17 protein-coding genes are annotated in these 20,079 nt (G+C 70.3%); 7 read left to right on the top strand and 10 right to left on the bottom strand.

Translation table 11 applies throughout. The features are described 5' to 3' along the window. Positions 1-37: 37 nt before the first annotated feature. Genes ruvX through ACFUO4_RS37550 form a run of 4 tightly spaced genes read right to left on the bottom strand, consistent with a single transcriptional unit; the run spans position 38 to position 3,983 of the window. The gene (ruvX, locus tag ACFUO4_RS37565) at positions 38-502 is read right to left on the bottom strand and encodes a Holliday junction resolvase RuvX (protein WP_059196728.1); all 465 of its coding nucleotides are present in this window, start codon (positions 500-502) and stop codon (positions 38-40) included. Positions 503-504: 2 nt separating this feature from the next. Further along, the gene (gene alaS / locus ACFUO4_RS37560; protein ID WP_383493384.1) at positions 505-3,177 is read right to left on the bottom strand and encodes an alanine--tRNA ligase; all 2,673 of its coding nucleotides are present in this window, start codon (positions 3,175-3,177) and stop codon (positions 505-507) included. Then, entirely contained in the window at positions 3,177-3,539 is a 363-nt protein-coding gene (locus ACFUO4_RS37555) for a hypothetical protein (protein ID WP_079311908.1), read from the bottom strand. The genes alaS and ACFUO4_RS37555 overlap by 1 nt, the downstream gene beginning before the upstream one ends. 12 nt (positions 3,540-3,551) lie before the next feature. Then, a complete protein-coding gene (locus tag ACFUO4_RS37550; protein WP_059196385.1) occupies positions 3,552-3,983 on the bottom strand; it encodes a DUF948 domain-containing protein in 432 nt (143 codons plus the stop codon). A 169-nt stretch (positions 3,984-4,152) separates the two neighbouring features. Between ACFUO4_RS37550 and ACFUO4_RS37545 the strand changes: the two genes are divergently transcribed. After that, a complete protein-coding gene (locus ACFUO4_RS37545; RefSeq protein WP_383493380.1) occupies positions 4,153-6,297 on the top strand; it encodes an ATP-binding protein in 2,145 nt (714 codons plus the stop codon). Between the two features lie 30 nt (positions 6,298-6,327). Here the strand turns inward: ACFUO4_RS37545 and rpsD are convergent, their stop codons facing one another. The 3 genes from rpsD to ACFUO4_RS37530 form a co-directional block, all read right to left on the bottom strand. Further along, positions 6,328-6,942 carry a 30S ribosomal protein S4 gene (rpsD, locus tag ACFUO4_RS37540; protein WP_015661793.1) on the bottom strand — a complete coding sequence of 205 codons (615 nt, stop codon included), beginning with the start codon at positions 6,940-6,942 and terminating at the stop codon, positions 6,328-6,330. 296 nt (positions 6,943-7,238) lie between these two features. Next, positions 7,239-8,594 (bottom strand): replication-associated recombination protein A, encoded by a 1,356-nt coding sequence (locus tag ACFUO4_RS37535; protein ID WP_383493376.1) that lies wholly within the window; start codon positions 8,592-8,594, stop codon positions 7,239-7,241. 57 nt (positions 8,595-8,651) lie between these two features. Beyond that, positions 8,652-9,308 carry a vitamin K epoxide reductase family protein gene (locus ACFUO4_RS37530; protein ID WP_079311910.1) on the bottom strand — a complete coding sequence of 219 codons (657 nt, stop codon included), beginning with the start codon at positions 9,306-9,308 and terminating at the stop codon, positions 8,652-8,654. Positions 9,309-9,454: 146 nt separating this feature from the next. On the opposite strand from ACFUO4_RS37530, the gene ACFUO4_RS37525 reads away from it, so the two are divergent. Genes ACFUO4_RS37525 through ACFUO4_RS37510 form a run of 4 tightly spaced genes read left to right on the top strand, consistent with a single transcriptional unit; the run spans position 9,455 to position 12,976 of the window. Continuing rightward, positions 9,455-10,321, top strand: a complete 867-nt coding sequence (locus ACFUO4_RS37525) for an ABC transporter ATP-binding protein (RefSeq protein ID WP_383493372.1) — start codon at positions 9,455-9,457, stop codon at positions 10,319-10,321. Continuing rightward, a complete protein-coding gene (locus tag ACFUO4_RS37520; protein ID WP_079311912.1) occupies positions 10,318-11,163 on the top strand; it encodes an ABC transporter permease in 846 nt (281 codons plus the stop codon). Before ACFUO4_RS37525 ends, ACFUO4_RS37520 begins: the two co-directional genes overlap by 4 nt. Then, the gene (locus tag ACFUO4_RS37515; RefSeq protein WP_383493369.1) at positions 11,160-12,353 is read left to right on the top strand and encodes a sensor histidine kinase; all 1,194 of its coding nucleotides are present in this window, start codon (positions 11,160-11,162) and stop codon (positions 12,351-12,353) included. The genes ACFUO4_RS37520 and ACFUO4_RS37515 overlap by 4 nt, the downstream gene beginning before the upstream one ends. After that, entirely contained in the window at positions 12,350-12,976 is a 627-nt protein-coding gene (locus ACFUO4_RS37510; protein WP_383493366.1) for a response regulator, read from the top strand. The genes ACFUO4_RS37515 and ACFUO4_RS37510 overlap by 4 nt, the downstream gene beginning before the upstream one ends. A gap of 62 nt (positions 12,977-13,038) precedes the next feature. On the opposite strand, the gene hisS is transcribed toward ACFUO4_RS37510, so the two are convergent. Continuing rightward, on the bottom strand, positions 13,039-14,301 hold the full coding sequence (gene hisS, locus ACFUO4_RS37505; protein WP_383493363.1) for a histidine--tRNA ligase: 1,263 nt from the start codon (positions 14,299-14,301) through the stop codon (positions 13,039-13,041). Positions 14,302-14,312: 11 nt separating this feature from the next. Continuing rightward, positions 14,313-15,023, bottom strand: coding sequence for an MBL fold metallo-hydrolase (locus tag ACFUO4_RS37500; protein ID WP_079311915.1), 711 nt, complete (start codon positions 15,021-15,023; stop codon positions 14,313-14,315). Between the two features lie 200 nt (positions 15,024-15,223). Here ACFUO4_RS37500 and ACFUO4_RS37495 point away from each other — a divergent pair, with 200 nt between their 5' ends. Continuing rightward, positions 15,224-16,057, top strand: a complete 834-nt coding sequence (locus tag ACFUO4_RS37495; protein ID WP_383493359.1) for a peptidylprolyl isomerase — start codon at positions 15,224-15,226, stop codon at positions 16,055-16,057. 135 nt (positions 16,058-16,192) lie between these two features. Then, a complete protein-coding gene (locus tag ACFUO4_RS37490) occupies positions 16,193-17,422 on the top strand; it encodes a DUF349 domain-containing protein (protein WP_383493356.1) in 1,230 nt (409 codons plus the stop codon). Between the two features lie 90 nt (positions 17,423-17,512). Here ACFUO4_RS37490 and ACFUO4_RS37485 read toward each other — a convergent pair whose 3' ends face one another. Then, complete coding sequence (locus ACFUO4_RS37485; protein ID WP_383493352.1) at positions 17,513-20,047, bottom strand: RelA/SpoT family protein; 2,535 nt, start codon at positions 20,045-20,047, stop codon at positions 17,513-17,515. Positions 20,048-20,079 lie beyond the last annotated feature (32 nt).

Genomic DNA, 20,079 nt, shown 5'->3' with positions numbered 1-20,079 from the left:
CAGCGCCGCGATCGCGCGGAACGTTACCGTATCGCGATCAGATGACCACTTCGACGCTCTCTCCGGGTGCTTTGCCTGACACCCGTTCGGATTCGAGCGCCTGCTGAAGGATGATCACAGCGGCCGCTTGATCGATGACGGAGCGGCCCTTCTTGGATTTCACGCCCGAGGCGCGCAGTCCCTGGCTCGCCGTCACCGTGGTCATCCGCTCGTCCACCAGGCGGACCGGGATCGGGGCGATGCCCTTGGCCAGCTCCTGGGCGAAGGCCCTGACCTTCACCGCGGCCGGACCCTCGCCCCCCTTGAGGGAGCGAGGGAGGCCGACGACGACCTCGATCGGTTCGTACTCCTCCACCAGCTGCCGCAGCCGGCGGTGGGCGGCCGGGACGTCCCGGCCCGGGACCGTCTCCACCGGAGTGGCGAGGATCCCGTCGGGGTCGCACGAGGCGACCCCGATCCGGGCGTCCCCGACGTCGATCGCGAGTCGACGGCCTCTGCGCATCGTCACTTCGCGGTGTCCGTGACCAGTCGCTCGACGGCCTCGACGGCCTCGCCGATCGCGGCCGGGTTCTGGCCGCCGCCCTGCGCGACGTCCGGCTTGCCGCCACCGCCGCCGCCGAGGGTCTTTGCGGCCGTGCGGACCAGGTCACCGGCCTTGAGACCACGCTCGCGGGCGGCCTCGTTGGTGGCGATGACCGTCAGCGGCTTGCCGTTGGCCACGGTGAAGAGGGCCACCACGGCGGCGCGTCCGCCCTGGATGCGGCCGCGCACGTCGAGGACCAGCTTGCGCAGGTCGTCGGCGGTCGTGCCGTCCGGGACCTGACCGGTGACGACCGCGATGCCGCGGATGTCCTTGGCGGACTCGGCGAGACCGGCGGCGGCCTGGAGGACCTTCTCCGCGCGGAACTTCTCGATCTCCTTCTCGGCGTCCTTCAGCTTGCCGAGCATCGCGGAGACCTTCTCCGGCAGCTCCTCCGGACGGCCCTTGATGAGCTCCTGGAGCTGGGCGACGACCGTGTGCTCACGGGCCAGGAAGTTGTACGCGTCGACACCGACGAGGGCCTCGATACGACGGACACCCGAGCCGATCGACGACTCGCCCAGCAGCTTGACCAGGCCGAGCTGGGAGGTGTTGTGGACGTGCGTGCCGCCGCACAGCTCCTTGGAGAAGTCGCCGATGGTGACGACCCGGACCCGCTCGCCGTACTTCTCGCCGAACTCGGCGATGGCACCCTGCTTCTTCGCCTCGTCGAGGCTCAGGATCTCGGCGTGCACGTCGAGGTCGCGGGCGAGCACCTCGTTGATCTTCTGCTCCACGTCGGTCATCACGGCCGTGGGAACGGCGGACGGCGAGCCGAAGTCGAAGCGGAAGCGGCCGGGCTGGTTCTCGGAACCAGCCTGCGCGGCCGTCGGGCCGAGGGCGTCTCGCAGCGCCTGGTGGGTCAGGTGGGTGGCCGAGTGCGCGCGGGCGATGGCGGTGCGCCGACGTGCGTCGATCGACGCGTGCGCCTTGGCACCCACGGTGACCTCGCCGAACTGCACGACGCCCTTGTGGACGTAGACACCCGGGACCGGCTTCTGGCAGTCGCGGATCTCGATCACGGCACCGGAGTCGACCTTGATCTTGCCGGTGTCTCCGATCTGGCCGCCGCCCTCGGCGTAGAACGGGGTGCGGTCCAGGACGATCTCGACCTCGTCGCCCTCGGTCGCGGCCGGGGAGGAGGCGCCGTCGACGAGGATGCCGACGATCGTGGACTCGCCCTCGGTGTCGGAGTAGCCGATGAACTCGGTCTCGCCGGTCTTGTCCGCGATCTCACGGTAGGCGCCGGCACCGGCGTGGCCGGTCTTCTTGGCCTGGGCGTCGGCCTTGGCGCGCTCCCGCTGCTCCTTCATCAGGCGCCGGAAGCCGTCCTCGTCCACGGACAGGCCCTGCTCGGCGGCCATCTCCAGGGTGAGGTCGATCGGGAAGCCCCAGGTGTCGTGGAGCAGGAACGCCTTGTCGCCGGCGAGGACCGTGCCACCGGAGGCCTTGGTCTCGGTGACGGCGGTGTCGAGGATGTTGGTGCCGGCCTTCAGCGTCTTGAGGAAGGCGTTCTCCTCGGCGACGGCGACCTTCTCGATGCGCTCGCGGTCGGTGACCAGCTCGGGGTACTGCTGGCCCATCATGCCGATGACGGTGTCGATGAGGTCCAGGACGACCGGGCCGGTGGCGCCGAGCAGACGCATGTTGCGGATGGCGCGGCGCATGATGCGGCGCAGGACGTAGCCGCGGCCCTCGTTGCCGGGGGTGACGCCGTCGCCGATGAGCATGACCGACGTACGCATGTGGTCGGTGACCACGCGCAGGGAGACGTCCGACTCGTGGGCGTCGCCGTAAGCGACACCGGTCAGCTCGGTGGCCTTCTTGATGACGGCCATGGAGGTGTCGATCTCGTACATGTTCTGCACGCCCTGCAGAATCATCGCGAGACGCTCGAGTCCGAGACCGGTGTCGATGTTCTTGCTCGGCAGCTCGCCGAGGATCTCGAAGTTGTCCTTGCCGATGCCCTCGCCGCGCTCGTACTGCATGAAGACGAGGTTCCAGATCTCCACGTACCGCTCGTCGTTGACGGCGGGGCCGCCCTCGACGCCGAACTCGGGGCCGCGGTCGTAGTTGATCTCGGAACAGGGGCCACAGGGTCCGGGGACGCCCATGGACCAGTAGTTGTCCTTCATGCCGAGGCGCTGGATGCGCTCCTTGGGCACGCCGACGACCTCGTGCCAGATGCGCTCGGCCTCGTCGTCCTCCAGGTAGACGGTGATCCAGAGCTTCTCGGGCTCCAGGCCGTAACCACCCTTGTCCTGGGGCGTGGTGAGCAGCTCCCAGGCGTACTTGATGGCGCCTTCCTTGAAGTAGTCGCCGAAGGAGAAGTTGCCGCACATCTGGAAGAACGTGCCGTGCCGGGTGGTCTTGCCGACCTCTTCGATGTCGGGCGTGCGCACGCACTTCTGCACGCTGGTCGCGCGCGGCCACGGCGGCTTGACCTCACCGAGGAAGTACGGCTTGAAGGGCACCATGCCGGCGGGGACCAGGAGCAGAGTCGGGTCGTCCGCGATGAGCGACGCCGAAGGGACGACGGTGTGACCGCGCTCCTCGTAGAAGCTCAGCCAGCGGCGGCGAATCTCGGCCGACTCCATCAGTGGTCCTCATTCCGGTTGTACGAGTTGTTCGAGTACGTCTGGTACGTCGATCCCTCGACGTACTTGGGGTTGTTGCGGTTCTCGATGGCGGCGAACCGCCGGGGCGCGGGGAGTTCGGGGTTCGCGTTGATGCCCAGCGCCTCCCCCAGCTCCTCCTCCCGCTGGGCCATGTTGTCGCGGACGTCGAGCGCGAAGCCCACGGCGCGGTCCTTGATGCGGTGACCGGCCTCGATCGCCTTGTTCGCCGCGGTGGCGGCGAGGCTCTCGGGGGTCAGCTGCCTCAGCTTGCGGTTGACCTTGGTGGTGGCCCACACACCGGCGGCGACGCCCGTGCTGAACCAGAAGGTACGGCGGAACATCTGAGCTGGCTCCTACTTTCCCCGGTTCTTCCGCCGCGCGGCCGGCACGGTGCGCCCCACGATCACGGTACGCCGGGGCGCCTTGGCGGGCACGTCGTCCTTGCGGCCCGCGAGGGCCCGGCGCACGCCGTAGCCGAAGGCCGCGACCTTGACCAGCGGGCCGCCGAAGGTGGAGGCGACCGTCGTGGAGAGCGCGGAGGCGTTGGAGGTGACCTCCTGGACGTCGGAGGCGATCGCGTCGACCCGGTCGATCTGGGTCTGCGCGGAGCGCACCGCCGAGGAGGCGTCCGCGAGGAGCGGGACGGCCTGGTCGGTCACGTCCGCCACCAGCTTGGTGGTCGCCCTGAGCGTCTGGGCCAGCCTCGCCAGCGCGACAGCGAGGAAGGAGACCAGGATCGCCCAGAAGACGGCCACCAGGATGCCGGCCACCTCTCCACCGGACACTGCGCACCCGCTCCCGTATACGTGCTCTGAACATCGGAACCCACAAAACAAGTGTCCCGAGCCTATCGCGCCGCGGGTGGCACTCCACACCGGTATTCCGCTCCGCGCGCAGCGGACTTGGGCGAAGCGATTGTACGGAGTGATTACGGTTGAGTACGCTCCGTGTTCCATGCGGGATGATCGGCTCAGCGACGGCAATCTGCCTCTCGAACTGGACGCGTTCGTGGGCCGCACGGCCGAACTCGCCGCGCTGTCCCGACTGCTGGAGACCGCGCGTCTGGTGACCGTCACCGGCGTCGGCGGGGTCGGCAAGTCACGGGTGGCGGCGCGGGCCGCGCTCGGCGCCGGGGCGTGGCGCGTGGAGCTGGCGGCGGTGCGTGATCCCGAGTTCGTGGACTACGCGGTCGTGGCCGCGCTGGGGCTGACGGACCACACCACGCGGCTGCCGCGCGAGGCGCTGCTCGCGCATCTGAGTGAGCCGGGGCGTCAACTCCTGCTGGTCCTCGACGGGTTCGAGCATCTCGTCGAGGCCTGCGCGGAGCTGGTGACCGATCTGCTGGGCCGGGTGCCGGGGCTCACCGTGCTCGCCGTGGGCCGCAGGCCGCTGTCGGTGCCGGGCGAGCGGGTGTTCGCGCTGGCGCCGCTGAGCGAGGACGAGGCCGTGGAGCTCTTCGTCGACCGGGCGGGGCAGCAGGGCGTGGATGTCGGTGACGATCCCGACGTGCGCGAGCTGTGCCGGCGGCTGGACGGCATCCCGCTCGCCGTCGAGCTGGCGGCGGGCCGGCTGCGGGCCCTGTCCCCCGCCCAGCTGCTGGCCCGGTTCGAGGACCGCTTCCGGCTGCTGACGGGTGCCGCCCACGGTTCCCCGGCGCGGCACCGGGCCCTGCGCACCGCGATCGGCTGGAGCCACGAGCTGTGCACGCCCGAGGAGCGGCTGCTGTGGTCGCGGCTGTCGGTGTTCGCCGGGCCGTTCGACCTGGAGGCCGTGGAGTACGTGTGCAGCGGCGACGGGCTGGCCGAGCAGGACGTCCTCGACGTGCTGACGGAGCTGCTCGCGCAGTCCGTGGTCGGGCGCGAGGAGACCGCGGCCGGGCTGCGCTACCGGATGCTGGACACGGTCCGGGCCTACGGCGAGGACTGGCTGGAGGCGACCGGGGACGCGGACCGGTTGCGCCGGCGGCACCGCGACTGGTACCTGGGGCTGGCCACCTGGTGCGAGCTGGACTGGTTCTCGCCGCGGCAGGGCGAGGTGGCCGCGCGGATCGAGGCGGAGCTGCCGAATCTGCGCTGTGCCCTGGAGCGCTGCCTGGCCGACCCGGAGGAGGCGTATCTGGGGCAGTACCTCGCGGGCTCCCTCTGGTTCTTCTGGGCCGGCTGCGGGCGGCTGTCGGAGGGCCGCCACTGGCTGGAGCAGTCCGTGCGGCTGGAGTCCGACCACGAGCTGTCCCGGTTGAAGGCGCTGTGGGTGCTGGGCTATGTGGCGATCCTCCAGGGCGACAAGGTGCCCGCGCTGGCCGCGCTCCAGGAGTGCCGGGAGGAGGCGGAGCGCTCGGCCAACGCGACGGCGATCGCCTACGCCGAGCATCGCACCGGCTGTCTGGCCCTGGTCACGGACGACATGCCCCGCGCAGAAACGCTGCTGCGCTCGGCGCTGGAGCGCTACCGGGAGATCGGCGAGCTCAACAGCAACGTCCTGATGGGCCAGGTCGAGCTGGCGATGACCCGGGCCTTCCAGGGCGATCTGCCGGAGGCCGTGAAGCTGTGCGAGGACGTCCGCCGGGTCTGCGAGGACCACGGCGAGCGCTGGACCAGGTCGTACGCCTTGTACGTGCTGGCGTACGCGGCCTGGTCCGAGGGGGACCTGATCGGTGCCCGCGAGCTGCTGACCGACAGCCTGGGTGCCGCGCACGTCTTCAGCGACCTGCTGGGCTCGGTGCTGTCGGTCGAACTGCTGGCCCTGGTCACGGCCGCCCGCGGCGAGGCCGGGGACGCCGCCGAGGCGGCGGTGCTGCAGGGGGCGGCGGGCGCGCTGTGGCCCTCGGTGGGGCTGCCGCTGTTCGGGTCCGCGTACTACAACGGCCCGCACGAGCTGTGCGAGGCGACGGCCCGGGAGCGGCTGGGCGACGAGCGGTACGAGGAGTGCGTACGGCAGGGGGCCCGGCTCGACCGGGAGGCCGCGGTGGCGAGGGCGCTGGGGCGGCCGCCGGCGCCGCTGCCCGGCCCGCGCGGGCAGGCCCGGCATGCGCGCGGCCCCGTCACCATGCACGAACCCGCCGCCTCCCGCGCCCGGAAGGGCGGGGAGACGGCGGGCTGAGGCGATGCGTGTACTACGGCCTGCCGGTGATCAGCGGGCGTAGTACTCGACGACGAGCTGCTCGTCGCAGATCACCGGGATCTCCTTGCGGTTCGGCTCGCGGTCCAGGCGGAACGCCAGGGCCTTGAGGTTCACCTGGAGGTAGCGCGGGGTCTCACCCTCGGGGGCGAAGCCACCCTCGCGGGCGATCGAGAAGAGGGTCTTCTCGCGGCTGCGCTCACGGACCATCACGACGTCGTCGGGACGGACGCGGAAGGACGGCTTGTCGACCTTCTGGCCGTTGACCTCGATGTGGCCGTGCACGACCATCTGACGGGCCTGGTAGATGGTGCGGGCGATGCCCGAACGCAGGACCAGGGCGTCGAGACGGCGCTCGAGCTCGATGATCAGGGCCTCACCGGTCTTGCCCTGGACCTTGGAGGCACGCTCGTAGGCGCGGACGAGCTGGCGCTCGGACACGTCGTACTGCGCGCGCAGACGCTGCTTCTCGAGCAGACGGACCTTGTAGTCCGAGTTCTGCTTCCGGCCGCGGCCGTGCTCACCCGGCGGGTAGGGGCGGGCCTCGAAGTACTTGACGGCCTTCGGGGTCAGCGCGATGCCGAGGGCACGCGACTTCTTGACCTTGGGGCGGGACTGGTTCGCCACAATCTCTCATTTCTCAGTGTTCGGCTTGTCAGGGTTGAGGGAGGTCGCATCCGCAGCCGGGGAAACCCTCCGGGTCCGTTGCCGGGCCTGGTGGGCAGCCGCTCCCCTGGTCTGGGCACATACGTGCAGCACGCGAGTGGCCCACCGACCGGTCTCACCCTGCGGTGAGTGGTGGTGGGCGGCCCGCGACACCATTCGAACGGTGCGCGACGCTCCTGGAACCCACTGGGGGTTCCGGCTGACCGTCCCGTTCTGACAGCACGGGACACAGCACTTCGAGGGATTCTACAGGCTGCTCAGGACCGCTTGCGACCGAGGTGCGTGCGGGTCCACTCGACGGCGTCCGCGTACCGCGCCTCCGCGCCGTGCCGGGTCGGGGTGTAGTACTCGCGGTCCTTGAGGGCGTCCGGGGCGTACTGCTGCTCGGCGATGCCCTCGGGCAGGTCGTGCGGATACACGTACCCCTGGGCGTGGCCCAGCTTGGCGGCGCCCTTGTAGTGCCCGTCGCGCAGATGGGGCGGCACGGAGCCGGCCAGTCCCTTGCGTACGTCGTCCATGGCGGCGCCGATCGCCGTCGTCGCGGAGTTCGACTTGGGGGCCAGGGCGAGGGCGATGGTGGCGTGGCTGAGGGTGAGGGCGGCCTCGGGGAAGCCGATCATGGCGACGGCCTGGGCTGCGGCGACGGCGATGGGCAGCGCGTTGGGGTCGGCCAGGCCGATGTCCTCGCTCGCGGAGATCATCAGGCGCCGGGCGATGAAGCGGGGGTCCTCGCCGGCCTCGATCATGCGGGCGAGGTAGTGCAGCGCCGCGTCGACATCCGAGCCCCTGATGGACTTGATGAGGGCGCTGGCGACGTCGTAGTGCTGGTCGCCGTCGCGGTCGTACTTCACGGCGGCGCGGTCGACGGTCTCCTCCAGCGTCTGGAGGGAGATCTCTGCCTCGCCCTTGTCGAGCGCGGCCCCGGCGGCCGCCTCCAGGGCGGTGAGCGCGCGGCGGGCGTCGCCGCCGGCGATCCGCAGCAGATGGTCCTCGGTGTCCCCGGGGAGCCCGACGGCGTCCTTCAGGCCCCGCTCGTCGCTCAGCGCCCGCTTCAGGAGCCCGCGCACGTCGTCGTCGGTGAGGGGTTCGAGGGTGAGCAGGAGGGAGCGGGAGAGCAGCGGGGAGATCACCGAGAAGTACGGGTTCTCGGTGGTCGCCGCGATCAGCGTGACCCAGCGGTTCTCCACGGCAGGGAGCAGGGAGTCCTGTTGGGCCTTGCTGAAGCGGTGGATCTCGTCGAGGAAGAGGACGGTCTCCTTGCCGTATCCCCCGGTGGCGCGGCGGGCGCCGTCGATGACCGCGCGGACCTCCTTGACGCCCGCGGTGATCGCCGACAGTTCGACGAAGCGCTTGTTGGTGGCCTTGGAGACGACGTAGGCGAGGGTCGTCTTGCCGGTGCCGGGCGGGCCCCACAGGATGACCGAGGACGGCCCGGCCGGTCCGCCCGCGCCTTCGCCGACCAGGCGGCGCAGGGGGGAGCCGGGCTTCAGCAGATGCTGCTGGCCCACCACCTCGTCGAGGGTGCGCGGGCGCATCCGCACGGCCAGGGGGCTCCCGGCGGGGTCCTTCTCCTGGCGTTCTTCGGCGGCGGCGGTGAACAGATCGGGCTCCACGTCCAAAACCCTAAATCACCGCACTGACAATCCCGCCCGGCCCCGGAAAAGCCCTGGTCAGCTGGTCCAGAAGTCCCACCAGCGGGTCAGGATCAGCATGCCGATGATGCCGATGTGCAGGACCGGCAGGACCCAGGTGAACTCGCCGAAGAAGCTCTTCAGCCAGCCCGGCGCGGGGAGGAAGCCGTTGCGCACGTTGAACGAGGTCACGTACCAGAACATGATGATCGTCGCGACCCAGGCCAGGCAGCACCACAGGCACAGGGCGTTGATGCGGTACAGCGACTGGAACATGAGCCAGGCGCAGAACGAGACGCCGAAGAGCGTGCCGGCGTTGAAGGTCAGCCAGTACCAGCGCGGGAAGCGGGCCCCGGCGAGCAGGCTGACGCCGACGCAGATGACGATGCCGTAGGCGACGAGGCCGAGCATCGGGTTGGGGAAGCCGAAAGCGGCGGCCTGCTTGGACTCCATGACGCTGCCGCAGGAGACGACAGGGTTCAGGCTGCACCCGGGGGTGAAGGTCTTGCCCGCGACCTTGGCCTCGAGCAGCTTGAACTTGTCGATCGTGATGACCCACGCGGCGAGCAGACCGGCCGCGCCGGTGAGGACCAGCAGCACGGCGAGGGCGCGGCTGCCTCCCAGCGACCGTGGCCCGTCGGCCGCGCGGTCGGGCTCTGGCACGGTGGAGACGCTCTTGACTGTGGTCTTGCTCATCACGCCGATTCCGTCTGCTTGAGAGTTGGACCTTCTTCGGGCAGGGGCCATTGTGCCGTACACGAGCCCTTGTCCACCGTTCGGTGGACATAAGGAAGTACGCACGGTCGTCCCTGAACGTTCGGTTCCGGCCGAGCCTCGAAAACATGACAGCACACGCGAACGAACTCGCGGTCGACGTACGGGGGCTGCGCAAGCGGTACGGCGACGTGACCGCGGTCGACGGCATCGATCTCGGTATCGCCAGGGGCGAGGTGTTCGGCCTGCTGGGGCCCAATGGCGCGGGCAAGAGCACGACGGTGGAGATCCTCCAGGGCCATCGCGGCCGGGACGCGGGCGAGGTGTCCGTGCTCGGCACGGACCCCGCGAACGGCACGCGCGCGTGGGGGTCCCGGGTGGGAATCGTCTGGCAGGACGAATCGGCGCCCGCCGAGTTGACGGTCCGCGAGACCGTCCGTCATTTCGCCCGCTACTACCCGCGGCCACGCGACCCGGAGGAGGTCATCGGCCTGGTGGGTCTGGAGGCGAAGGCGGGCAGCCGCATCAAGGCCCTGTCGGGCGGCCAGCGCCGCCGTCTCGACGTGGCCCTGGGTGTGATCGGCGGCCCCGAACTCCTGCTCCTGGACGAGCCGACGACCGGCTTCGACCCGGCGGCCCGCCGCCAGTTCTGGGACCTGATCCGCACCCTCGCCGAGGAGGGCACGACGATCCTCCTCACCACGCACTACCTGCAGGAGGCCGAGGCCCTGGCCGACCGGCTGGCCGTGGTGACCGCGGGCCGGATCGTCGCCGAGGGCCCCCCGGCCGCCCTGCGGGAGCGGTACGGCACCGAGGCCACCGTCGAGTGGACCGAGCCGGACGGCACCCCGTGCAGCGAGCGCACGGACACCCCGACCCGCGCCGTCGCCGCGCTCATACGGCGCTTCGACGGCGAGATCCCGGGGCTGCGGGTGAGCCGCCCCACGCTGGAGGACGTCTACCTCCGGCTGATCGGCCAGGAGGACGCGCGATGACCACGACTGTCGTACGGACCCGCGCGGACGCGGTCGCCGAGCGGCTGCCCGGCGCCTTCGGCATCGGCGTCCAAAGGGGCGCCCTCGAACTCAAGCAGTTCTTCCGCCAGCGCGACCAGGTGGTGTTCACCTTCGCCTTCCCGGTGGTCTTCCTGTTCCTGTTCGCGTCGATCTTCAAGGACGACGTGGAGGGCGCCGGCATCACCGCCTCGCAGCTCTACGTCCCGGCGATGATGGCCGCGGGCATCATGTCGACCAGCTTCCAGTCCCTCGGCATCTCGATCGCCATCGAGCGCGACGAGAAGGTCCTGCGCCGGCTGCGCGGCACACCGATGCCCCCCGCCTCGTACTTCCTCGGCAAGATCTGGCTGGTTCTGGTCACCGGCCTGATGGAGACGGCGATCCTGCTCCTCGTCGGCACCACGCTGTACGACGTCGACCTGCCCTCGGACGCGGCCCACTGGTTCCGCTTCGCCTGGATCTTCGTCCTCGGTCTGACGGCGTGCGCGCTGCTCGGCATCGCGATCAGCTCGGTCCCGAAGTCGGGCAAGAGCGCCACCTCGGTCGTCGTCCTGCCCTTCCTGGTCCTGCAGTTCATCTCCGGGGTGTACATCGCGATCGACACCATTCCGGGCTGGATGCTGAACATCGGCGCCCTGTTCCCGCTGAAGTGGATGTGCCAGGGGCTGCGCGGGGTGTTCCTGCCGGACTCCGCCCGGGTCCTGGAACAGGCGGGCGACTGGGAGTTCGGGCGTATCGCCCTGGTCCTGGGCGCCTGGTGCGTCGGAGGATTGGCGCTGTGTCTGCTGACCTTCCGCTGGAAGAACCGGCGCGACGGATGAGGATCCCCGCGGGGCTCACCGGCGCGTACACCTGGGACCGGTCGTTCCGGCTCTGGGACACGTACTTCGCGCTCATCTGGTCGGCCACCCTGGTGTTCGCGCTCGTCGCGCGCTCCCCGGGGTGGCCGGTCCGGCTCACGGCCGCGGCGCTGCTCGTGCCCCTGATCCCGCTGTACGTCCTGGTCGGCCGCCCCGTTCTGTGCGGCAACCCGCCGGACGAACGGCGGGCGCTCGGCTATCTGGCGGCGGCACTGGCGCTGTTCCTGCCGTCGGCGGTGCTGGCCAGTGAGACGCAGCTCATCGCCTTCGCCCTGGTCCCCCAGTGCTTCATGACGCTGCGGCTGCGGTGGGCGCTCGTGGCGGTGGCCGTGATCAACCTGGCGCCGGTGCTCGGCTGGGCGCTGCTGTGGCGGCCCGGGGAGGAGGCGGTGTTCTACAACTCGGTGTTCTCGGTGGTCACCTTCGTCTTCTCCGTCGCCATCGGCAGCTGGATCATCCGGATCATCGAGCAGAGCCAGGAGCGGGCCGAACTGATCGCGGAGCTGGACGCGAGCCGGCACGAGGTGTCGCGGCTGTCGGCGGCGCACGGGGCACTGGCGGAGCGGGAACGGATGGCACGGGAGATCCACGACACCCTCGCCCAGGGCTTCACGAGCCTGCTGATGCTGACCCAGGCGGTGGAGGCCGAGCTGGAGACCGATGTCGCGCAGGCCCGCCGTCATCTGTCCCTGATGGACGAGACGGCCCGGCAGAACCTCGCCGAGGCGCGGGCGCTGGTCGCCGGCGGCGCCCCCGCCGACCTGGACGGCGCCTCATTGCCGGACGCGCTGCGCAGGCTGGCCGCCCGCCATGACGCCGCCCTGGAGGTGACCGGTCCCGTGCGTGCGCTGCCGGCCGGCCCCGAGGTCGTGGCCCTGCGCGCCTGCCAGGAGGCCCTGTCCAACGCCCGCAAGCACGCCGGGAGTTCGGCGGCGGCGGACATCGTGGTGACGTACGCCGAGGAGTCGCTCACCATATCCGTTCAGGACGACGGCGACGGCTTCGATCCGGCGTCCGTGAGCTACGGCTACGGTCTGGTGGGGCTGCGTGCGCGGGCCGCCGAGGTGGGCGGCACGACCGAGATACGCAGCGCGCCGGGCGCGGGCACCACGGTGACCGTCCGGCTGCCGGTCCTTGGGAGCACTTCATGATCCGGATCATCCTGGCCGACGACCATCCCGTCGTACGGGAGGGCCTGCGGGCGATGCTGAGCGCCGAACCGGACCTGGCCGTGGTCGCCGAGGCGGCCAGCGGTCCGCAGGCCGAGGCGCTGGCGGCGGAGCTCCGCCCGGACGTCGTGCTGATGGACCTGCGGATGCCGGGCGGCGGTGGCGTGGACTCGATCGAGCGGATGACGGCAGCCGGACTGCCCTGCCGGGTGCTCGTCCTGACGACGTACGAGACGGACCGGGACATCCTGCGGGCCGTCGAGGCGGGGGCGGCGGGCTATCTGCTCAAGGACCTGCCGCGCGGAGAACTGGCGGAGGCGGTACGAGCCGCGGCGCGGGGCGAGACGGTACTGGCCCCGTCGGTGGCGGCCCGCCTGGTCGACCGACTCCGCACCAAGCCGGAACGCCCCCGCCTGTCGGAGCGCGAGACGGCGGTGCTGCGCCTGGTGGCGGAGGGCTGCACGAACGCGGAGATCGGGCGCCGACTGTTCATAGGGGAGTCGACCGTGAAGACGCATCTGCTGCGCGTCTTCGGCAAGCTGGGCGTCGACGACCGGACGGCCGCCGTGACGAGCGCGATGCGGCAAGGGTTGCTGGACCCCTGAGAGGCGGGTCGCTGGCCCCATGGAAAAGGGCGCCGGGTCTCCCCGGCGCCCTCGCGTCTCGCTCAGCCCAGTCGGGACTCCAGCTCCGCCACGATCTCGTTCACGCCGATCGCCGTCTGCTCGCCGGACTCCATGTCCTTGAGCTGGACGACGCCCTCGGCGAGATCGCGCTCACCGGCGACGACCGTGTAGCGGGCGCCGCTGCGGTTGGCGTTCTTCATCGCGCCCTTGAGACCCTTCGCGCCGTACGAGAAGTCCGCCGCGATGCCCACCTTGCGCAGCTCGGTCACCTTGGCGAAGAGCACCCGGCGGGCATCCTCGCCGAGCGGCACCGCGAACACGCTGGTCGTGGAGGGGAGTTCGAGCTCGACGCCCTCCGCCTCCAGGGCGAGGACCGTGCGATCGACGCCGAGGGCCCAGCCCACGGACGGGAGCGCGGGTCCGCCGATCATCTCCGACAGGCCGTCGTAGCGCCCGCCGCCGCCCACCGCGGACTGCGAGCCCAGACCGTCGTGGACGAACTCGAAGGTCGTCCGCGTGTAGTAGTCCAGGCCGCGGACCAGCTTCGGGTCGTCCTCGAAGGCGACACCGGCGGCCGTGATCAGCTCGCGGACCTCCTCGTGGTACGCCTTGCAGGCGTCGCAGAGGTAGTCGCGCAGCAGCGGGGCGTCGCCGAGCTGCTTCTGCACGTCCGGACGCTTGTCGTCGAGGACGCGCAGCGGGTTGATGTCGGCCCGGCGCAGCGTCTCCTCGTCGAGGTCGAGGCCGCGCAGGAAGGTCTGCAGCGCCTCCCGGTACACCGGCCGGCACTCCTTGTCGCCCAGGCTGTTGAGGAGGATGCGGAAATTACGCAGCCCCAGGGAGCGGTACGCCTGGTCGGCCAGGATGATCAGCTCGGCGTCCAGCGCCGCGTCCTCGGCACCGATCGCCTCGGCGCCCACCTGGGAGAAGTGCCGGTAACGGCCCTTCTGCGGGCGCTCGTAGCGGTAGTACGAGCCCGAGTACCAGAGCTTGACGGGGAGGTTGCCCGCCTTGTGCAGGTTGGCCTCAAGGGCGGCGCGCAGGACAGAGGCCGTTCCCTCGGGGCGCAGGGCGAGCCGGTCCCCGCCCTTGGTCTCGAAGGCGTACATCTCCTTGGTCACGATGTCGGTGGACTCGCCGACACCGCGCGCGAAGAGCTCCACGTTCTCGAAGCCGGGCGTCTCGATGTAGCCGTAGCCGGAGTTGCGCAGCGGGGCGGCGATGGCCTCGCGGACCGCCAGGAACTTGGCGCTCTCCGGCGGGATCAGGTCGTACGTGCCCTTGGGGGCCTTGAAGGTGCTCACGGAAAGTCTCGTCACATTCCTCGTCGGGGAGCGTCGACATCCGCTCCCAGGCCGGCTGCCACCTGCCGCAGATACGGGTTGGTGGCACGCTCACGGCCGATGGTCGTCTGCTCGTTGTGGCCGGGCAGCACCACGGTCGAGTCGTCGAGCGGCAGGACCACGCGGGCCAGGGACTCGAGCATCTCGTCCATGGAGCCACCGGGGAAATCGGTGCGTCCGATGGAGCCGGCGAACAGCAGGTCGCCCGAGAAGAGGATCGGCGGGATGTCCGCCGCCTCGGGCAGGCCGAAGGTCACCGACCCCTTGGTATGGCCCGGCGCGTGCGAGACGGTGAGCTCGAGGCCCGCCAGCTCCAGCTTCGCCCCGTCCGTCAGCTCCTTGACGTCGTCGGGCTCCCCCACGGTCAGCTCGCCCAGGAGCGGCATCCCGATGGTGCGGCCGAGCGCCTTCTCGGGGTCGCTCATCATGAACCGGTCCTCAGGGTGGATCCACGCCGGCACGTCGTGCGCGCCGCAGACCGGGACGACCGAGGCCACATGGTCGATGTGGCCGTGGGTGAGGACGACCGCGACGGGCTTGAGCCGATGCTTCTTCAGCGTCTCCTCGACTCCCTGGGCGGCCTGGTGGCCCGGGTCGATGATCACGCACTCCTCACCGGCGGCGGGGGCGACGAGAAAACAGTTCGTCCCCCAGGCCCCGGCGGGGAACCCGGCAATGAGCACGATCGTCCTTCGTTGTGTCGATAAGTGCGGACTCTACGGACTGAGGGCGGGCTTAAAAAACAGCTGCGCCTGTGGTCAGAGCCTACCGGCGCTGCCGTTTCCTCAGCGAACCCATATACGGTACGGGGCACACGCAGGCGGTCGGCTCACAAGACGCACGCGTCCCAGTCGACGTACGAGACGCATGAGGAGAGAACCCGGTGGTCACCCAGGAACAGCGGAAGCGGCAGCTCGCCCGGGAGAAGTTTCTGCGGCAGCAGCAGCGGCGTACCGCCGCGCGGCGCAAGGCCCGCATGCGCAACTCCGTGATCGCGTCGGTGCTCGGCGTGATCCTGGTGGGCAGCCTGGCGCTCTACACGACCGGGGTCCTCAAGGACGACGGCGACGACAAGGCCAACGCGAGCGCGTCGGCGGACCCGACCCCCAGCGCGGTCTCCGACCCGTGCAAGAAGCCCGCCGAGGGCAAGGTCAAGACGGCGACCTGGAAGAAGGAGCCGGCCATGACGATCGACAAGTCGGCCAAGTACACGATGAAGCTGGCGACGACCTGCGGCGACATCGACATAGCGCTCAAGGCGTCCGCGGCCCCGCACACCGTCAACTCGTTCAATTTCCTGGCGTCGAAGGGCTACTTCGACCACACCAAGTGCCACCGGCTCACCACCAACGGCATCTACGTGCTCCAGTGCGGCGACCCGACGGCCGCCGGCACCGGCGGACCGGGCTACACGATCCCGGACGAGAACCTGAAGGACAAGTCGCTCAAGGGCCAGACCTACCCGGCCGGCACGGTCGCCATGGCGAACCAGTACAACGCCCAGACGGGCGAGGGCAAGAACAGCGGCGGCAGCCAGTTCTTCCTCGTGTACCAGGACAGTCCACTGCCGGCCAACTACACACCGTTCGGTACCGTGTCCGAATCCGGCATGACCGTCCTGAAGAAGATCGCCGCCGCAGGTGAGAACACCGGCCAGGGCGACGGCGCTCCGAACGCGACGGTCGTGATCAACAAGGCGACTGTCACCAAATCCTGACCGCCAACTGCGAAATTTCGGTCGCGCGGGATGCGGACAGGCAACCCGCCGGTCGCCTATGTTGGCCGTGACGAAACTGTGGACGATGCCCGGGGGAGCACAAGCCCCTCGCAGGCATCATGTGGAGGAGGCGCTGTGAGCAGCGACCCGTGGGGCCGCGTCGACGAGACGGGGACCGTGTACGTGCGTACGGCCGACGGCGAGCAGGTCGTCGGTTCCTGGCAGGCGGGCTCCCCTGAGGAGGCGCTGGCCTATTTCGAGCGCAAGTACGAGGGCCTGGTTGTCGAGATCGGCCTCCTCGAGAAGCGAGTGAAGACCACCGATCTGTCGGCGAAGGACGCGCAGGTCGCCATCGACCACATCCGCGAGCAGGTCGACGCCCACCACGCGGTCGGCGACCTGGACGCGCTGCGGACTCGGCTGGACAAGCTCGTGGAGACCGTCGACAAGCGCCGCGAGGAGCGCAAGCAGCAGCGCGCGAAGCAGTCCGACGAGGCGCGGCACGCCAAGGAGGCGCTGGTCGTCGAGGCGGAGGAGCTGGCCCAGTCCGACCAGTGGCGGGCGGCCGGTGAGCGGCTGCGGGCCCTGGTGGACACCTGGAAGGGTCTGCCGCGTCTGGACCGCAAGTCCGACGACGAACTGTGGCACCGCTTCTCGCACGCCCGGTCGGCGTTCTCCAAGCGTCGCAAGGCGCACTTCGCGTCGCTGGACGCGCAGCGCGAGGAGGCCCGCAAGACCAAGGAGCGGCTGGTCTCCGAGGCCGAGGCGCTGTCCAACTCCACCGACTGGGGTCCGACGGCCGCCCGCTACCGCGAGCTGATGGCGGAGTGGAAGGCCGCGGGCCGTGCCCAGCGCGAGCACGAGGACGACCTGTGGAACCGCTTCCGCGGCGCCCAGGACGTCTTCTTCGCCGCCCGCAGCTCGGTCTTCGCCGAGCGCGACGCCGAGCAGTCGGAGAACCTGAAGCTCAAGGAGGAGCTGGCCGAGGAGGCCGAGAAGATCCTCCCGGTCACCGACCTCAAGGCGGCGCGCGCCGCGTTCCGCTCGATCAACGAGCGCTGGGAGGCCATCGGCCACGTCCCGCGCGACGCCCGGCCGAAGGTCGAGGGCCGAATGCACGCGGTCGAGCGGGCCATCCAGGAGGCCGAGGAGGCCGAGTGGCGCCGCACCAACCCGGAGGCACGCGCGCGTGCCGCGGGTCTGACGGGCCAGCTCCAGGCCGCCGTGGACAAGCTCAAGGGCCAGATCGAGCAGGCGCGCGCGCAGGGCAACAACGCGCGCGCCGACAAGCTGGAGCGCGAGCTGGAAGGCCGCCAGGCGCTCCTGGACCAGGCCCTGAAGGGTCTGCAGGAGTTCGGCGGCTGACAGCCGGATGAGCTGATACGACGAGAAGGGCCCCGTACCTCGCGTACGGGGCCCTTCTCGTCGTCTGTGCTGTCTCGTCGTCAGTGCCGGCTACGAGCGGCTGCGCGCCGACGTCACGCGGTACACGTCGTAGACGCCCTCCACTCCCCTGACCGCCTTCAGGACGTGCCCGAGGTGCTTGGGGTCGCCCATCTCGAAGGTGAAGCGGGAGGTGGCGACGCGGTCGCGGGAGGTCTGGACGGCCGCGGAGAGGATGTTGACGTGCTGGTCGGACAGGACGCGGGTGACATCGGACAGGAGCCGGGAGCGGTCCAGGGCCTCGACCTGGATGGCGACCAGGAAGACCGAGGACTGGGTGGGCGCCCACTCGACGTCGAGGATGCGCTCGGGTTCGCGGGACAGTGACTCCACGTTGACGCAGTCGCTGCGGTGAACCGATACTCCGCTACCGCGCGTGACGAAACCGATGATGGGGTCGCCGGGTACCGGGGTGCAGCAGCGGGCGAGCTTGACCCACACGTCATCGACGCCCTTGACGACGACGCCCGGGTCGGCGCTGGAGCGGCGCTTGCGGCCGCGGGTGCGGGTCGGCGGGACCGACTCGTCGATCTCCTCGGTGGCCGCCTCCTCGCCGCCGAGCGCGGAGACGAGCTTCTGGACGACGTTCTGCGCGGAGACATGGCCCTCGCCGATCGCCGCGTACAGCGCGGAGATGTCGGGGTAGCGCATCTCGTGCGCGAGTGTGACGAGGGAGTCGCCGGTGAGGATGCGCTGGATCGGCAGGTTCTGCTTGCGCATCGCGCGGACGATGGCGTCCTTGCCCTGCTCGATCGCCTCGTCGCGGCGCTCCTTGGAGAACCAGGCACGGATCTTGTTGCGGGCCCGCGGCGACTTGACGAAGCCGAGCCAGTCACGGGAGGGGCCCGCGCCGGGTGCCTTGGAGGTGAAGACCTCGACCAGGTCGCCGTTGTCCAGGGTGGACTCGAGCGGGACGAGGCGACCGTTGACCCGTGCGCCTATCGTCCGGTGGCCGACCTCGGTGTGGACGGCGTACGAGAAGTCCACGGGCGTGGCGCCGGCGGGCAGCGCTATCACGTCGCCCTTGGGCGTGAAGACGAAGACCTCGTTGCGCGAGAGGTCGAAGCGCAGGGACTCCAGGAACTCGCCGGGGTCCTCGGTCTCCTTCTGCCAGTCGAGCAACTGGCGCAGCCACGCCATGTCGTTGAGGTGGTCGTCCTTGCCGGTGGACCGGGGCTGGTCCGAGCGCACCTTGGAGGCGCCGGCGACGGCCTCCTGCTTGTACTTCCAGTGCGCGGCGATGCCGTACTCGGCGCGGCGGTGCATGTCGAAGGTGCGGATCTGGAGCTCGACCGGCTTGCCGTTGGGCCCGATGACCGTGGTGTGCAGCGACTGGTACATGTTGAACTTGGGCATCGCGATGTAGTCCTTGAACCGCCCCGGAACCGGGTTCCAGCGGGCGTGGACGGTGCCCAGGGCCGCGTAGCAGTCCCGGACCGTGTCCACGAGGACTCGGATGCCGACCAGGTCGTAGATCTCCGCGAAGTCACGGCCGCGGACGATCATCTTCTGGTAGACGCTGTAGTAGTGCTTCGGGCGGCCGGTGACGGTCGCCTTGATGCGGGCCGCGCGCAGGTCCTGCTGCACCTCGTCGGTCACTATGGCGAGGTACTCGTCGCGCTTCGGCGCCCGCTCGGCCACCAGACGCACGATCTCGTCGTACATCTTGGGGTAGAGGATCGCGAAGGCGAGGTCCTCCAGCTCCCACTTGATGGTGTTCATGCCCAGGCGGTGGGCGAGCGGCGCGTAGATCTCGAGGGTCTCGCGCGCCTTCTTCTCCTGCTTCTCGCGCTTGAGATAGCGCATCGTGCGCATGTTGTGCAGGCGGTCGGCGAGCTTGATGACCAGGACGCGGGGGTCCTTGGCCATCGCGACGACCATCTTGCGCACGGTCTCGGCCTGGGCGGCCTCACCGAACTTGACCTTGTCGAGCTTGGTGACGCCGTCGACGAGCAGGGCGACGGAGTCGCCGAAGTCGCGGCGGAGCTGGTCGAGGCCGTACTCGGTGTCCTCGACGGTGTCGTGGAGGAGGCCCGCCATGAGGGTGGCCGGGTCCATGCCGAGCTCGGCGAGGATCGTGGTCACCGCGAGGGGGTGGGTGATGTACGGGTCGCCGCTCTTGCGCTTCTGGCCGCGGTGCCAGCGCTCGGCGACCTGGTAGGCCTTCTCGACCTGGCGGAGCGTCGCGGTCTCGATCTTCGGGTCGTTGCTGCGCACTATCCGCAGCAGGGGCTCCAGGACCGGGTTGTACGGGTTGGAGCGCTGGACGCCGAGACGTGCGAGGCGGGCGCGGACGCGGTTGGAGGAGCCGGAGCGGGCGGGCTGGCCGGCGGGCGGGCGGACCGCGGGGGGCGTGGACGCGGGCGCGGAGCGCTCGGGCGGGGCCGGCTTGGGGCGGGGCTCCTCGGCCGACTTGTCGACGGGCGCGGACTGGGCGTGCTCGACCGAGCCCTGCGCGGCGTTGTTCGCGCTCGGCGCGGGGGTGGCCGCGGGGGCCGAGGCGGACTCGGGCTTGGCGGCGGTCAGTGGCTGGGCCTCGTCTGGCAAGAGGACTCCTCGTGCGCGATCCGGGTCCCCCG

The organism is Streptomyces sp. NPDC057280 (genome assembly GCF_042668605.1).
Taxonomy (GTDB): Bacteria; Actinomycetota; Actinomycetes; order Streptomycetales; family Streptomycetaceae; genus Streptomyces.
Note: the sequence above shows the minus strand (reverse complement) of the source record. Positions and strands in the feature narration are given on the sequence as shown.